Origin of the sequence: Hymenobacter endophyticus (genome assembly GCF_032464715.1) — a bacterium.
In the GTDB taxonomy this organism is placed as follows: Bacteria; Bacteroidota; Bacteroidia; order Cytophagales; family Hymenobacteraceae; genus Hymenobacter; species Hymenobacter endophyticus.
Genome location: NZ_JAWDJT010000003.1, coordinates 217,524 through 232,025 on the forward strand (window position 1 = coordinate 217,524; position 14,502 = coordinate 232,025).

The window sequence follows — 14,502 nt, forward strand, 5'->3', positions numbered from 1 at the left end:
CCATTCTTGTCAATGTTCCTCGGATAGCCTCGATTTGTTAATTCTTGCGTTAATAGCCTCTACGTGCCCAGCTCTTAGTACCAGCAATAGGTATAAGAACAACATAATTACTGGAACCGTCAGATGGTCACCATCAATTATTGAGATGAGTAAGTAAAGGGCCGCCAGAACTAGCCAGATACCATGAAAAACCTCTATCAACAGTACCCACCACGTATAGATGAGTGGTTTCACAAACAGATAGCCGCCCATTTTCGCCGGCCAGATTGCCAGTAGTAACAGCATATTGAGTACAGGCCAGCAAACAAGAAGAGCAGCCTGTCCATAATACAGAGGTATAGCAATAGAATCAGCGAAAGGCGGATAATCACCCCGCGCACCTCGATACAAGTAGTACCAGTGCAAAGCGCCAAACAGAACTATCCAGCCAACGTTAAACCAAATAAAGACTTGAGGCTTGCACAAGGTGCGAAGTTGCATCACGTGCGCAACTGTATGTATCCGCTTTCTAAGGGCAAAGAGCAGCAGGGTAAGACCTGTAATGGCTACCCCCGAACTAATGTCGAGCAGCTCGTTGCGACTGGTGCGCAGCTCCGCCTCCCGTTTATAGTAGGTACTCTTAGGTTCATTGTATAATCCTTGGCGCAGGTCTGCTTCTGTTTTTATCGGCCCGTCTTTGAAAGCCGGCATAAATCTGGCGTATAACCACACACTGGCTGCTAATACAATCACCCCGATAAGTACCGTTCGTATAGACATTAGAAACGTATTTGCTAGTTGTCTCAAAGATAATGGCAACGCGCCTCTACCAAAGCCCCGCGCTGCCCCGACGGGGCTTTTTTTGTACCTTCACCCCTCCAATTCCACCCACATTGCCCTGCGCGTATGCACCCAGCTCCCGTAGCTCCCTATAAGCCTCAGAACCACGTCCGCATCGTCACGGCGGCTGCCCTGTTTGATGGGCACGACGCTGCCATTAATATCATGCGCCGCATTATTCAGAGCAGCGGGGCCGAAGTAATCCACCTCGGCCACAACCGCTCGGTGCAGGAAATCGTGGACTGCGCCATTCAGGAAGATGCCCAGGCCATTGCCATTACCTCCTACCAGGGCGGCCACAACGAGTATTTCAAGTACATGTATGACCTGCTGCAGGAGCGCGGCGCGGGTCACGTCAAAATCTTCGGCGGCGGCGGCGGCGTCATTCTGCCCACCGAAATTGCCGAGCTGCAGGGCTACGGCATCACCCGCATCTACTCCCCCGACGACGGCCGCGCCCTCGGCCTGCAGGGCATGATCAACGACCTGCTCCAGCAGTCGGACTTCCCCACCGGCCAGCACCTCAACGGCGAGGTCAAGCACGTCAAAGACAAAGACGCCCGCAGCATCGGCCGCCTGATTTCGGCCGCCGAAAACTTCCCCGAGGAGTTTGAGCGGGTAAAAAGCCAGTTGGTGGCTGACTTCCAGCAGAGCGAAAACGGCGCGGAGACGAATAACTCCCAAACTCCTACCCTCACACCCTCACACCCTCACACCACTCCAATATTAGGTATCACCGGCACCGGCGGCGCGGGTAAATCCTCCCTCGTAGATGAGTTGGTGCGGCGCTTTCTGCTGGACTTCCCCGAGAAGACCATTGCCATCATTTCCGTTGACCCCAGCAAGCGCAAAACCGGCGGGGCCCTGTTGGGCGACCGAATCCGGATGAACGCCATCAACTCGCCCCGGGTGTACATGCGCAGCCTGGCTACCCGCCAGAGCAACCTGGCCCTGAGCAAGTACGTGCAGGACGCCGTGGACGTGGTAAAAGCCGCTGGCTTCGACCTGATCATCCTCGAAACCTCCGGCATCGGGCAGAGCGACACCGAAATCATTGAGCACTCCGATACCAGCCTCTACGTGATGACGCCCGAGTACGGGGCGGCTACCCAATTGGAGAAAATCGACATGCTCGATTTCGCCGACGTCATTGCCCTCAACAAGTTCGATAAGCGCGGGGCCCTGGACGCGCTGCGCGACGTGCGCAAGCAGTACCAGCGCAACCACGGCCACTGGGATAAGCCCCTGGATTCGATGCCCGTGTTTGGCACCATTGCCTCGCAGTTCAACGACCCGGGCATGAACCGCCTCTACCGCGCCGTGCTGGCTACCGTAGAAGCCAAAACGGGCGTGCCTTTCGCCTCCCACCTCGAAACCTCCCAGGAGGATTCGGAGAAGATTTACATCATTCCGCCGCACCGCACGCGGTATTTGTCTGAAATTGCCGAAACCAACCGCCAGTATGATCAATGGGTTCAAAAACAAGCTGACGTTGCTCAGCAGCTCTATGGAATCCGACAAGCCGTCGGAGCCGTCGAAAGTCTCGGAGACGCCGCCGCTAACGGACCTGGCAGCGGGAACGGCAGCCACGCACCCGGAGCAGGAAGCCTCGTGGCCGGCCTGGAGAGCACCTTCCAGGAAATCAAGCTCCGTCTGGACGGGCAAAATTGGAAGCTCCTGGAGGCCTGGCCGCAGAAGGTAGCCGCCTACAAAGCCCCCGAGTTCATCTTCAAGGTGCGCGACAAGGAGCTCCGCATCCAGACGCACACCACCAGCCTCTCGCACCAGCAGATTCCCAAGATTTCCCTGCCGCGCTACACCGCCTGGGGTGATTTGCTGAAGTGGCAGCTCCAGGAAAACGTGCCCGGCGAGTTCCCCTACACGGCCGGCGTGTTCCCCTTCAAGCGCGAGGGCGAAGACCCCACCCGCATGTTTGCCGGCGAAGGTGGCCCCGAGCGCACCAACCGCCGCTTCCACTACGTGAGCATGGGCCTGCCCGCCAAACGTCTGAGCACGGCCTTCGACTCGGTGACGCTCTACGGCGAGGACCCTGACCACCGGCCCGACATCTACGGCAAAATCGGCAACTCGGGCGTGAGCGTGTGCAGCCTCGACGACGCCAAGAAGCTCTACTCCGGCTTCAACCTGGCCGACCCGATGACCTCGGTATCGATGACCATCAACGGCCCCGCCGCCACCATTGCCGCCTTCTTCATGAATGCGGCCATTGATCAGCAGTGCGAGCTGTACATCAAGGAAAACGGGCTGGAAGAGGAGGTTAATCAGAAGATTGACGCCATCTATCAGGAGTTGGGCCAGCCTCGCCCCCGCTACCAGGGCGAACTGCCCCAGGGCAACGACGGCCTGGGCCTGCTGCTGCTCGGCGTAACCGGCGACCAGGTGCTGCCCCAGGACGTGTACCACACCATCAAAACCCGCACCCTGAGCCAGGTGCGCGGCACCGTGCAGGCCGATATCCTGAAGGAAGACCAGGCGCAGAACACCTGCATCTTCTCTACCGAGTTCAGCCTGCGCCTGATGGGCGACGTGCAGCAGTACTTCATCACCAACAAGGTGCGGAACTTCTACTCCGTCTCCATTTCGGGCTACCACATTGCCGAGGCCGGGGCCAACCCGATTACCCAGCTGGCCCTCACCCTCAGCAACGGCTTCACGTTTGTGGAGTACTATGTGAGCCGGGGCATGAACGTGAACGACTTCGCTCCCAACCTCTCGTTCTTCTTCTCCAACGGCATCGACCCCGAGTACGCCGTAATTGGCCGCGTGGCGCGCCGCATCTGGGCCAAGGCTATGAAGCTGAAGTACGGTGCCGACGCCCGCTCGCAGATGCTGAAGTACCACATCCAGACCAGCGGCCGGAGCCTGCACGCCCAGGAAATCGACTTCAACGATATCCGCACGACGCTACAGGCCCTCTACGCCATCTACGACAACTGCAACTCCCTGCACACCAACGCTTACGACGAGGCCATTACCACGCCCACCGAGGCCTCGGTGCGCCGGGCCATGGCCATCCAGCTCATCATCAACCGGGAGCTGGGCCTGGCCAAAAACGAGAACCCGCTGCAAGGCTCCTTCATCATCGAGGAGCTGACCGACCTGGTGGAAGAGGCCGTACTCACCGAATTCGACCGGATTACGGAGCGCGGCGGCGTGCTGGGGGCCATGGAAACCATGTACCAGCGCGGTAAGATTCAGGAGGAAAGCATGCACTACGAGATGCTCAAGCACACGGGCGAGTATCCCATCATCGGGGTGAACACCTTCCTCTCCTCATCCGGCTCGCCCACGGTGGTACCCGCCGAGGTTATCCGCGCCACGGAGGAGGAAAAGCAGTACCAGATTACGATGCTGCAAGCCCTGCACGCCCGCAACCACGCCTCCACCGAGCAGCGCCTGAAGCAGCTGCAGCAGGTGGCCGTGGCCAACGGCAACCTCTTCGAGGCCCTCATGGAAACCGCCAAGTTCTGCTCATTGGGGCAGATTACGAATGCGCTGTTCGAGGTCGGCGGGCAGTACCGCCGGAATATGTAGAATCATAAAGAAGGCGCAGTGATGGCACTGCGCCTTCTTTATGATTCTACATATTCTATTAAACCTGGCTCAAAGTGATTTATAAATATTTCAACGGCTTCAAGCGCAGCTACAAATTCAAAATTGAGGGCAGCCCTGAACAATGGACTATAAGGGGTAGCAGGACTATCTATATCGAATTTAGTATGCATTATGGAATCTCTAAGTTCTTTCAATTCATATATTAATTTAATTTCTTTTGCATAAGAGTCAAATTTCCTTCCATGAATAGAAGGCAGTATTCTATCAAACTTATCTTTAAACTTAACCCACCTCTGTATATCTTCTCTATCAGGAAATTTTCTTACACCTTTGACTTTTATCTCAATGCTATCAACATAATCTTTTGGAATTATATAGTTCATGAATGATTCAACAGAATTATATAAATGAGTCAAAAACGATGTAAAAGACACATAAAAATTAGAAAAACTTTGAAGTTGTTTATGCACATCTCCAAGCCATTTAATACATTCAGAAATAGTATCTAATCTAAGTTTACTGACACCATCAGACAAGCTACATGCACTTGCGTAGTAGAGAACGACAGGGTGGGGCTCCGGCACACATAGTACTTTATTTTCAATATTTATCACAAATGCCCTTATCTCAAAATCTTTGATTTTAATCATTGCATGAAGTTTTTCTATTCCTTTTGCATCCACGTACGCTTGCAATTTATCTTCTTCAGATTTTACATCCAAAATCTTACTATTATTCACACCAGAAGCATGCCTAATGAGCAAATATTTTAACTTAACAGATTTCATGAACGGCAGTTGATAGTTCGTGTATGCTCTACTCTAATCTAGAGACAAATTACAGAACATAATTGAAATCACAACTAACAAAGCTTAACTGGCGCGAGTTTAGGCGCAGCCGTAACTCGTGATCAGACATAAAGTGCAGGTTGCACCTCCACTATCGCAACGCAGCAAATACAAACCGCGCCGCCAGGAATCGTCCGGGCGGCGCGGTTTTTTTGCCTACTCTACTGCTTATACTCCCTGAAACTTCACGAAGCTGATGCGGCCGAAGTCACGGGTGGTTTGCTGGGTTTCGGCGGCGGCGGCGGTATTGCGCCGCCTGGAATCGTCCGGGCGGCGCGGTGTTGGTTTAACTGGTTACAACGCCCGGGCAGTCGCTCGGCTGTGCCGAGTGACACGTATGCCGGAGGGGCTCTGACCCGAGCGTCCCGCGCCGTTGGCTTGTTCTGGCCGCGTCAGCCAATTCGCAGCAGAGCTGCTCACGCGTACGTATCACTCGGCACAGCCGAGCGACTGCGCCGCCACCTACCGTCTGCAAACGCTCACCCAGAACTTTCACCCCCGCCCTGGGTTAGCAACGTACTCCCTTCTACCTATCAACAAGCACTCCCCATGAAATTCCCCCTTATCCTCGCGGCGGCCCTGGCGTTTACCGCCCAGGCGCAGGCCCAGACCGCCCCCGCCCCCCGCGCGGCGGCCGACCAGATTGCCACCAAGAAAGGCCCGCTCACGGTGCAGCCCATCACCCACGGCAGCGTGGTGTTTACCTGGAACGGCAAGACTATTTACGTGGACCCCTACGGCGGAGCCGCCGCCTACGCCGGCTTGGCCGCCCCCGATGTTATCCTCATCACCGACATTCATGGCGACCACCTGGACCCCAAGACGCTGGCGGGTCTTTCCGTGGGCAAGGCTCTGATGGTTGTGCCCCAGGCCGTGGCCGATAAGCTGCCCGCCGAGTACAAAGCCCAGGTCCGCGTGCTGGGCAACGGGCAGAAGCTCGATACGCTGGGTATGACGGTTTCGGCCATTCCGATGTACAACCTGCCCGAAGCCCCCGACGCGCCGCACACCAAAGGCCGGGGCAACGGCTACGTGCTGAACCTGGGCGGCAAGAACGTGTACCTCTCCGGCGACACCGAGGACATTGCCGAAATGCGCGCCCTCAAAGGCATCGATGTGGCCTTCGTGTGCATGAACCTGCCCTACACCATGGACGTGCAGCAGGCCGCGCAGGGCGTACTGGCCTTCAAGCCCGGCATCGTGTATCCGTATCACTACCGGGGCCAGAACGGCCTGAGCGACGTGGCGAGCTTCAAGAAAACCGTGAATCAGGCTGACAAGAAAATCGACGTGCGCCTGCGCAACTGGTACCCAGCGGCCCAGTAAGGCAACCCAACTACGCAGAACGTCCTGCCGAGCCCCGCGCTTAGCAGGACGTTCTGCGTTCTAGTAACCGAGCACAGCCAAGCTCACCCAGCTGGTTATGATATCCTTTTTCTAATATTGCCGGCTATGAAAAAAGCTTTCCTCGTTGTGCTGGCCATCAGTGCCCTATCTTGCGCCGCCCGTGCCCAGGTCTCGATCAGTGCAACCCCCACCACGCCCGATGCAAGCGCTATCCTCGACGTCAGCTCCACGACTAAAGGACTGCTGCCCCCGCGCATGACTCAGGCCGAGCGTGGGGCCATTGCCACACCCGCCACCGGCCTCATCGTCTACCAGACCAACGGCACGGCCGGCCTGTATTGCAACAACGGCACTTCCACCGCCCCGTTCTGGCAGCTGCTGTCAGCCCGGGCCCAGCCGGTATATGGGCACTTTGCCAGCATCATCAACCAGCCCTTGCCCCCCAACAACACTCCCACTAACCTCAACCTTACGGCGGCCTTTGAGTCGTCGGGGCTCACGTCTAATATCAACACCGACCAGATTACTATTGTCACGCCGGGGCTGTACCGTATTTTCTATAATACGAGCATCTTCATCTCTAACGGCGCGCAATTCTCGGTGCAGGCCTATAAGAACAGCACTGCCATCGGGCGAATCAACTTTCTGTTCGGGCCTCAAGGCTCCCTACCCTCGGTGAGCGAAGAAGGGCTCTACACGCTCACTGCGGGCGATATTATCACAGTGAAGTTCATTAACTACACCAGTGCGAGCAATGTCCAGACCAACGGCGGCACGCTCACCCTCGTCCAGATCCAGTAATGGCCTTTTGCCAAAACCACTTTCTGATTTGCCACGCCTCTGCTGCTCCCAGCGCGGCAAACCGGTAACTTCCGCTTTTTGGCCGGGGCTACCGGTTTAGCCAGCCCCAGGCCCCACTCAGCGAAAAGCCCCGGCACCACCCCCGGCAATTGGTTAGCTTTACCCCATGCGCACTGCTCCTATCAGGTGGCGGGTGGGCCTGCTGGCACTGCTGGCTGGGCTGGCCGCCTGCTCCTCGCCCGACCAGCCCACCACGCCCACTCACAACGAGGATGTGCGGGTGCGCTACACCGCCCGCCGGGTAGCTCTGCCCGAAGTTCCCCAGCGCGGCCGTATTCTTGACCGGCACGACTCAGTGCTGGTGGATACGCGCATGCAATACCTGTTAAAGCTGCCCCGCCAGCTCGATACTCTGAAGTTGGGCGCGCTCCTGGGCTGGGACTCTACTACCGTGCGCCGCCGCATTCAGGAAGCCCTGCCCTATCCTGGCACGCGCGCATACCCGGTGCAGCTGCGCCTCACCGCGGCCGAAGTACAGCGGGTGCGCCAGGATAGTGCCGCCTGGCCGCAATTGGCGCTAATCCAGCAGAAACGACGCCTATACACTACTCCGGCCGCTGCGCCGGTGTTGGGCTACCTCAGCGCCGAGGCCCAGGCGTTCTACCGCCAGGCCCAACGCTACCGACGCGGCCGTTTCTACCGTCTGCGCAACGGGGGCGTGGAAAGCTACTATAACGGTTTGCTGAAAGGCCACCGGGGCTACCTGCACCCGCTGGTAGATGCTCAGGGCAACACCCACGGCTCCTGGGCCAAGGACACGGCCTTCCAGCAGGGTCAGGATTTGCGGCTCACGCTGGACGTGAAGCTGCAGGCCTACGCCGAAAAGCTGCTGGGGGGCCGACGTGGCTACCTCGTGGCCCTCGACCCGCGCACCGGCGAAATTCTGGCGTACGTATCGGGGCCGGTATACCCGGCCGCCACCATTACTGCGCCCGACCAGGCCGGGCTCCGGGCCGAGCTGCTGGAGCATGAGGATATACCCCTACTTAACCGCCCCGCCATGCTGGCCAACCCGCCCGGCTCAGTGTTCAAGCTGGTAAATGCCGCCGTGGCCCTGCAGATGCACGCCATCAGCCCCGCCTCCAGCTTCCGCTGCGACCAGAGCCTGGTGAGCTGCGTGCACCACCATCCGCCGGGCCGCAGTCTCACGCTGGGCCTCAAGTATAGCTGCAACCCCTACTTCTACCAGGTGATGCAGAGCCTTATCGACTGCGTGCCCGACTCCCTGGTGCAGGATACCGTTGCGGCCCGCCATGCCAACCTGGCCCAGTGGCGGCGCTACGTCCGCTCATTCGGCCTCGACTCGGTGTTGGGTATTGATCTGCCCCGCGAAGCCCCCGGCTTTCTGCCCACCCCCGCTTACTACGACAAGGCCCGCCGCACCCGCAACTGGACCTACCGCTCCATCTACTCCCTCAGCATCGGCCAGGGCGAAATCAACCTAACGGGGCTGCAAATGGCCAACATGGCGGCCATTATTGCCAACCGGGGTTGGTATTACCCGCCCCATTTAGTAAGCGGCATCGGGAAGAATGGTCCACTGCCCCGCTTCACCCGGAAGCGCCATACGCTCATCGACAGCGCCCACTTTGCGGCCCTAGTGCCCGGCATGGTGGCCGTGATGCAGCGCGGCGGCACCGCCGACGCCTCCAGCCTGGCCGACGTGGGCATTACGGTAGCGGGCAAAACCGGCACCGTGCAGAACGATGAGGGCGACGACCACGCCGCTTTCGTGGGTTTCGCTCCGGCTGATAATCCCAAAATAGCCGTGGCCGTGTACCTGGAAAACGGCGGCTTCGGGGCCACGGCCGCCGCGCCCTGCGCCGTAATGGTCATGGAAAAGCACCTGCGTGGCTACATTGCACCCAAGCGCAAGCGCTGGGAACAGCGCATCATAAGCCGGGCCCGGCAGTAGCAACCCAACCTGTTGCAGTTCGCGCCCCAGGGCGACAACCGTAGTAGCGGCGCGGGGCGCAAAACCACAACGTGTGCGTTGCTGGGCTACTGCCTCGCACGCAACTCCTACCTGACTTCCCGACTCTATTCTGCTGACCAAACTTAGTAGGCGCGATGAAACGCATGTATTGCTACGCTCTGCTGCTGGCCCTGCTGGGTGGGCCGGCGCAGGCTCAGTCCTTATCTGGTAGCTGGCAAGGAGTAGAAACGGATACCGGTGACCGGGAAGGGTATTGGCCTACACTGCTGCGGGTGCAGCAAAGCCAATCGGGCAAGGTGTTAGGGGTGTTGTATCAGGAGGTAGGCGGCGCACCCCAGGTCAGTGTTACCTTCCAGGTTCGGGCCACCCGCACCGGGGGCGGCCTGCAGCTGACCCACGAGGGCAAGCTGGCCGAAACCGGCCGCTCCCTGTTCAGCTACTGGTGCGATGGGGCCATTACCTTCACTTATGATCCTGCCCAGGAGAAGCTAACCGGCCGGGCCGCTTATCGCCCCGTGGGCGACTGTGACCATGGCACCTTTACACTCTACCGGATAAAGCTAAAATCGGCCGCCACGGTGCCGGCCAACGCCGAAACTACCATTCGCGTGTCGGGCCGCAACGTACTCTGGTACGCAGATGCCGAGCTGAAGCAGCCCGTGGCTACCGGTAACGCCTACCGCACCCGCCTGGCTACCACTACCACGTTCTACCTCGTGCAGGGTTATTACCCCACCCGCGAAAGCGCCGCCCTGCCAATTACTATTCGGGTAGATGCAGCCACCCCGGTTGCGCAGCCGCTACCCGTTGCGCTCCTGCCCCCGCCCCCGCTGGCGCGTCTGCGTACGGATGACTTGCCTAGTTTGCCGCCCACGCTCAGGCCCCAGACTGCCGCTCCGGTAATTCCTACCAAAGCGGTGGTACTGCCTACGGTGCTGTTCAAACTGGGTACCCCCGAGCTCCTGGCCGACGGCCTGCCAGCGCTGGCTCAGCTGGCTGCTCAGCTAAAGGCCAATCCCGCACTTACCATTCTGGTGGCCGGCCACACCGACAAGGTAGGTGAGCCCCAGAAAAACCAGGTCCTGAGCGAGCAGCGGGCCGAGGCCGTGAAAACCTACCTGATAAAAAGTGGCGTGGCTTCGCAGCGCATTCAAACCGTTGGGTATGGCGACGCCCGCCCCCTTTACGCCTCCCCCGATGCCCGCAACCGCCGCGTAGAAGTGCAGGCCCTGGAGGAATAACCCCGGCTAAGGCTGAACGACGAACTTCCCCGTTCCAGTCTGCATCAGCTGCTACCGCCGCCCGCCCCTTGGAAATACTGACCACCCCAGCGCGCCGGAAGGTGCCGCAACGGCCCTTTCAGCAATGCTGAAATAACGGCCCGCGAGGCTTGTTGCGTTGGCAGCACCGGTTTGCTTTGCCTACCTTGCTTACGCTCCATCCTATCCGTTCTCTTTGGCCTAATCCTCTACTCTTTTCATGCGCTCTTTTCTTGTACCAGCCCTAATCTCCCTAGGCTGTCTGGCCTCGTGCAGCCGTACTCCTTACACCGCGCGGCCCCAGTCACCGGCCTACCACCACTCGGGCGTTACCACCACTCACACGGGTTCCCCGGTTTCAGCTTCTGCACCGGCTTCCGTTGCCCCCGCCCCGGCAATGCCCGCCGCGCCGGCCGCATCCCACTCCCAGGCGCGCCCAACGCGGCCGGCTGCTGGCCGCTCCCTCCCCGTAGCGCGTGGCCGTTCGTTACCGTCTGCCGCCGCTGCCGCCACGGCCCCCCTGCGCCCTGTGGTGCGCAAGCTGCTCCCCAGTCACCACGCCGAATCAACGGCCCGCACGCAGGCTTCTTCCCTGGGCTCATCGGTGCTGGTAATACTGGGGATACTGGTGGCCACCATTGCCGGCGCGTTTCTGGTGGTGGGGGCAGCCTTCGGAGCCAGTGCCGGCCCGCTGATTGTGGCGGCACTACTCTTTGTGGGAGGTATTTTCGTGGCCGTGCGGGGCTTACGCCGAAAATAGCCGACATCAACCCGATGGGAGGCTACTCTATAACAGGTATGGTCATAGGAAGCCTCCCGTTTGATTGGGGCCTTTGGATTCTATGCTGATGAAGTTTTCCGTAAGCAAACAAGCTCCCTGGCCGGACCGGCGGCCGGCGGCGGGTTGGCTGCCCCTGGCCGTTAGCCTGCTACTGGCGGTAGTCCCGGCCCAAGCACAGCAGCCCGCTGTGCCGCGCGACACCTCTTTTACCACTTACAGCGCCTACGTTAAGGCCCGCAAGCAGCACCCTACCATCAGCATTGCCCGCCCGCCGGTACCCGCCAGCATCCGCAGCCGCACCAACGTGCCGTACTGCCGGCTGCCGGAAGGGCGGGAGCTACGGCTGGATGTATTTTACCCCAAGGCACGGCGGCAGCGACCCTACCCGGCCGTGCTGCTAGTGCACGGCGGCGGCTGGCGCTCCGGCGACAAAAGCCAGCACCACGCCATGGCCCAGCAGCTGGCAGCCCGGGGGTTTGTGACTGCAACGGCCGAGTACCAGCTCAGTCAGGAAGCCCCCTACCCGGCGGCCGTGCAAAACCTGAAAGCCGCCCTGCGCTGGCTGCGCGCCCACGCCCCCTCCTACCGCCTCGATACCACCCGGGTGGCCGTATGGGGGTTTTCGGCGGGTGGACAGCTGGCCGCCCTCGTGGGCACCACCAATGGCAATTCACTTTATGAAACCGGCCCCTGCTTCCGCAGCCACTCCAGCCAGGTGCAGGCCATTGTGGACGTAGACGGAATTCTGGCCTTTATCCACCCCGAATCGGGGGAAGGCGACGACAGCAAAGGGCTTTCGGCTGCTACCCAGTGGCTGGGCAGCAGCAAGCTCGCCCGGCCCGAGTTATGGCAGCAGGCTTCGGCCCTCAGCCACCTGGGGCCCGGCACGCCGCCTATGCTGTTCATCAACAGTGGTGTGGCCCGCATGCACGCCGGCCGCGACGATGCGCGCCGCCAGCTTACGGCCTTAGGCATCTACTCCGAAGAGCACACTTTCCCGGAGGCTCCCCATCCGTTTCCGCTGTTCAACCCCTGGTTTGCGCCCACGCTGGAGTACACTGTGGCCTTTCTACGCAAGGTATTCGAGCAATAGCAAACCATTTACACTTCGTCTGACGCAGGTGTAGCCCTGGCAACTTCAGCTTGCACTATCCTTTTACCTTTTCGTTTACCTCAATTTACTGGCTTAACCACTTACCCCTCCGTATGCTTTCTACCATTCGCACTAGCCGCCTGCTGCTGGCCACCCTCCTGCTGACTGCTCCGCTGGGAGCCTGTGATGCGCTGCTCGGCAAGGAAATAGCCCGCCTACCGGTTAACCAGATCAGCACCCCGCAACAGGAGGTAGCGAAGGAAGCTACCGTGAAACTGCAGAAGAATGATAAGGTGGCCATCTGGTCGGAGATGGACATGGAGTATCAGGGCGAGGCCCCGCTCCGGTTTCAGGTGGTAGTGCTCAAAAACGGGCGACCCTTCCACCAGCTGGAGCTCGACCCCACCCAGAAAAACGTGAGTATGAATGAGGTAAAAACCGATGTGAACGGCAGCATCAGCTGGAGCTTCAGCGGCAAAAACACGGAGCTTACTATCCAGGAAAACGCCGACTATACCTTCAAAGCCCGCCTGATAGCTGCCCCCAACCCCACCCTCCAGCTCCGGAAAGCCGAGCTGGTTCTGAAAAAGTAGTTCTTACAATTTCCGCATTTGCCTGGTTTCCTCCGGGCCGATGTTGATAAAGTGGCGAGGCAATACCGCAACGCGCAATCCGGCTAGTAAATCCGGTTACTTTCCCTGTTTCTTGCCCTGGAATGCTGCTGGGGCTGGTTCAACGCATATTTCTAGTAATACTTGTATGGATGACTTAGGCATTATTGGCCTGGGCTTGGTAGTGGCGACGGGATTGGTTTCGTACCGGGGCATGCAGGATGCTGCGTATTTCGACCGGTACGCTTTTGAGGTGGGCCCCATCCGGCACGGGCGGCAGTATCAGCGGCTGCTGTCGTCGGGCTTTTTGCACGTAGGCTGGTGGCACTTGGGGTTCAACATGCTTACGCTATGGTGCTTTGGCGGCGCGCTGGAAGCGGTGGTGGGTATGCAGAATTTTCTGCTGCTGTATTTTGGCAGCCTGGTAGGGGGCAATCTGTTTTCCTTGGGGCTGCACCGGCATGAGCCCCGCTACACGGCGGCCGGGGCATCGGGGGCCATTAGCGGACTTATTTTCGCCAGTATTGCCTTGTTTCCGGGCATTGAGGTAGGCTTGTTCGGCCTGTACCTGCCGGGCTGGCTGTACGGGGCCTTGTACGTCATCGTGTCGGCCTACGGCATCGTTACTCGCCACAGCAACATTGGTCACGATGCCCATTTGGGCGGCGGTCTGGTAGGCCTGGCAACGGCCGTATTCCTTGTGCCCGAAATTCTGCGGGTGAACTACCTACCTATTCTGGCAATTGTGGTACCGGCCGCCGTGTTCCTCTACCTGCTGGTCAGCCGGCCGGCTGGCCGCCGCGTGGGCAACCTGTTTGCCGCCGCTCCTCAGTACCAAACCACCGACGACCGGTACCACGCCCGCAAACAGCAGGAAGAAGGAGCCCTGGACGAGTTGCTGGAAAAAATCAGCCTCACGGGCCTGGAAAGCCTCAGCAAGCGGGAGAAACAGCAACTGGATGAGCTTTCCCGCTAACCTGCCGGAGCCGCCATGCGCCTAACGAAAACCAGGAGAACACCCGGCATCCCGTCCCGAACAGTTGTTAGCTCCGTTTCACTGAAGCAACTCAAATAAATGATGCTTGCATAACAATTTCTTAGCTCTTGCGTAGTATCTTTGCAACCAACAAACTGATTTGCACCACCATACAGACTACTTCCTATGAAAAAGCGCACTGCCGCCGTTTCTTCGCTGCTGGTTTTGGGGGGCTTGGGCTCGTTGAGCTTCCTGGCCGCTCACGTACGCGACCTGAACCTGTTTTTTGATCTGCGCGACGAGGAAGAACTGCACTTCTGCTAGGCAGCCTGCTATCTGGTTTTCATCTGCACCCTGCCCTACCGGCGGGGTGTTGTGTTTTCGGGCCCGCACAA

12 protein-coding genes are annotated in these 14,502 nt (G+C 59.1%); 10 read left to right on the top strand and 2 right to left on the bottom strand.

Annotated features, from left to right (window positions below; translation table 11 throughout):
- Positions 1–9: 9 nt before the first annotated feature.
- Positions 10–690: a hypothetical protein gene (locus tag ROI90_RS07355; RefSeq protein WP_315997684.1), complete on the bottom strand. Its 681-nt coding sequence runs from the start codon at positions 688–690 to the stop codon at positions 10–12.
- Positions 691–885: 195 nt separating this feature from the next.
- On the opposite strand from ROI90_RS07355, the gene ROI90_RS07360 reads away from it, so the two are divergent.
- A complete protein-coding gene (locus ROI90_RS07360; protein ID WP_315997685.1) occupies positions 886–4,374 on the top strand; it encodes a methylmalonyl-CoA mutase family protein in 3,489 nt (1,162 codons plus the stop codon).
- Between the two features lie 38 nt (positions 4,375–4,412).
- Here ROI90_RS07360 and ROI90_RS07365 read toward each other — a convergent pair whose 3' ends face one another.
- A complete protein-coding gene (locus tag ROI90_RS07365) occupies positions 4,413–5,183 on the bottom strand; it encodes a hypothetical protein (RefSeq protein ID WP_315997686.1) in 771 nt (256 codons plus the stop codon).
- Between the two features lie 609 nt (positions 5,184–5,792).
- Between ROI90_RS07365 and ROI90_RS07370 the strand changes: the two genes are divergently transcribed.
- The 9 genes from ROI90_RS07370 to ROI90_RS07410 all read left to right on the top strand — a co-directional run bounded on the left by ROI90_RS07370 (position 5,793) and on the right by ROI90_RS07410 (position 14,431).
- Positions 5,793–6,569 carry an MBL fold metallo-hydrolase gene (locus ROI90_RS07370; RefSeq protein ID WP_315997687.1) on the top strand — a complete coding sequence of 259 codons (777 nt, stop codon included), beginning with the start codon at positions 5,793–5,795 and terminating at the stop codon, positions 6,567–6,569.
- 126 nt (positions 6,570–6,695) lie between these two features.
- Positions 6,696–7,391, top strand: coding sequence for a hypothetical protein (locus ROI90_RS07375; protein WP_315997688.1), 696 nt, complete (start codon positions 6,696–6,698; stop codon positions 7,389–7,391).
- Between the two features lie 166 nt (positions 7,392–7,557).
- Positions 7,558–9,366, top strand: coding sequence for a peptidoglycan D,D-transpeptidase FtsI family protein (locus ROI90_RS07380; protein ID WP_315997689.1), 1,809 nt, complete (start codon positions 7,558–7,560; stop codon positions 9,364–9,366).
- 155 nt (positions 9,367–9,521) lie between these two features.
- Positions 9,522–10,628: an OmpA family protein gene (locus tag ROI90_RS07385; protein ID WP_315997690.1), complete on the top strand. Its 1,107-nt coding sequence runs from the start codon at positions 9,522–9,524 to the stop codon at positions 10,626–10,628.
- 238 nt (positions 10,629–10,866) lie between these two features.
- Positions 10,867–11,406, top strand: a complete 540-nt coding sequence (locus ROI90_RS07390) for a hypothetical protein (protein WP_315997691.1) — start codon at positions 10,867–10,869, stop codon at positions 11,404–11,406.
- An 88-nt stretch (positions 11,407–11,494) separates the two neighbouring features.
- A complete protein-coding gene (locus ROI90_RS07395) occupies positions 11,495–12,520 on the top strand; it encodes an alpha/beta hydrolase (RefSeq protein WP_315997692.1) in 1,026 nt (341 codons plus the stop codon).
- A 113-nt stretch (positions 12,521–12,633) separates the two neighbouring features.
- A complete protein-coding gene (locus ROI90_RS07400) occupies positions 12,634–13,113 on the top strand; it encodes a hypothetical protein (RefSeq protein ID WP_315997693.1) in 480 nt (159 codons plus the stop codon).
- A 166-nt stretch (positions 13,114–13,279) separates the two neighbouring features.
- Positions 13,280–14,107 carry a rhomboid family intramembrane serine protease gene (locus tag ROI90_RS07405; protein ID WP_315997694.1) on the top strand — a complete coding sequence of 276 codons (828 nt, stop codon included), beginning with the start codon at positions 13,280–13,282 and terminating at the stop codon, positions 14,105–14,107.
- Between the two features lie 186 nt (positions 14,108–14,293).
- Positions 14,294–14,431, top strand: coding sequence for a hypothetical protein (locus ROI90_RS07410; protein WP_315997695.1), 138 nt, complete (start codon positions 14,294–14,296; stop codon positions 14,429–14,431).
- The last annotated feature ends 71 nt before the right edge of the window (positions 14,432–14,502 follow it).

Coding starts and splice junctions, on each gene's coding strand:
- ROI90_RS07355 (WP_315997684.1), bottom strand. CDS start 690: ATGCCGGCTTTCAAAGACGGGCCGATAAAAACAGAAGCAGACCTGCGC.
- ROI90_RS07360 (WP_315997685.1), top strand. CDS start 886: ATGCACCCAGCTCCCGTAGCTCCCTATAAGCCTCAGAACCACGTCCGC.
- ROI90_RS07365 (WP_315997686.1), bottom strand. CDS start 5,183: ATGAAATCTGTTAAGTTAAAATATTTGCTCATTAGGCATGCTTCTGGT.
- ROI90_RS07370 (WP_315997687.1), top strand. CDS start 5,793: ATGAAATTCCCCCTTATCCTCGCGGCGGCCCTGGCGTTTACCGCCCAG.
- ROI90_RS07375 (WP_315997688.1), top strand. CDS start 6,696: ATGAAAAAAGCTTTCCTCGTTGTGCTGGCCATCAGTGCCCTATCTTGC.
- ROI90_RS07380 (WP_315997689.1), top strand. CDS start 7,558: ATGCGCACTGCTCCTATCAGGTGGCGGGTGGGCCTGCTGGCACTGCTG.
- ROI90_RS07385 (WP_315997690.1), top strand. CDS start 9,522: ATGAAACGCATGTATTGCTACGCTCTGCTGCTGGCCCTGCTGGGTGGG.
- ROI90_RS07390 (WP_315997691.1), top strand. CDS start 10,867: ATGCGCTCTTTTCTTGTACCAGCCCTAATCTCCCTAGGCTGTCTGGCC.
- ROI90_RS07395 (WP_315997692.1), top strand. CDS start 11,495: ATGAAGTTTTCCGTAAGCAAACAAGCTCCCTGGCCGGACCGGCGGCCG.
- ROI90_RS07400 (WP_315997693.1), top strand. CDS start 12,634: ATGCTTTCTACCATTCGCACTAGCCGCCTGCTGCTGGCCACCCTCCTG.
- ROI90_RS07405 (WP_315997694.1), top strand. CDS start 13,280: ATGGATGACTTAGGCATTATTGGCCTGGGCTTGGTAGTGGCGACGGGA.
- ROI90_RS07410 (WP_315997695.1), top strand. CDS start 14,294: ATGAAAAAGCGCACTGCCGCCGTTTCTTCGCTGCTGGTTTTGGGGGGC.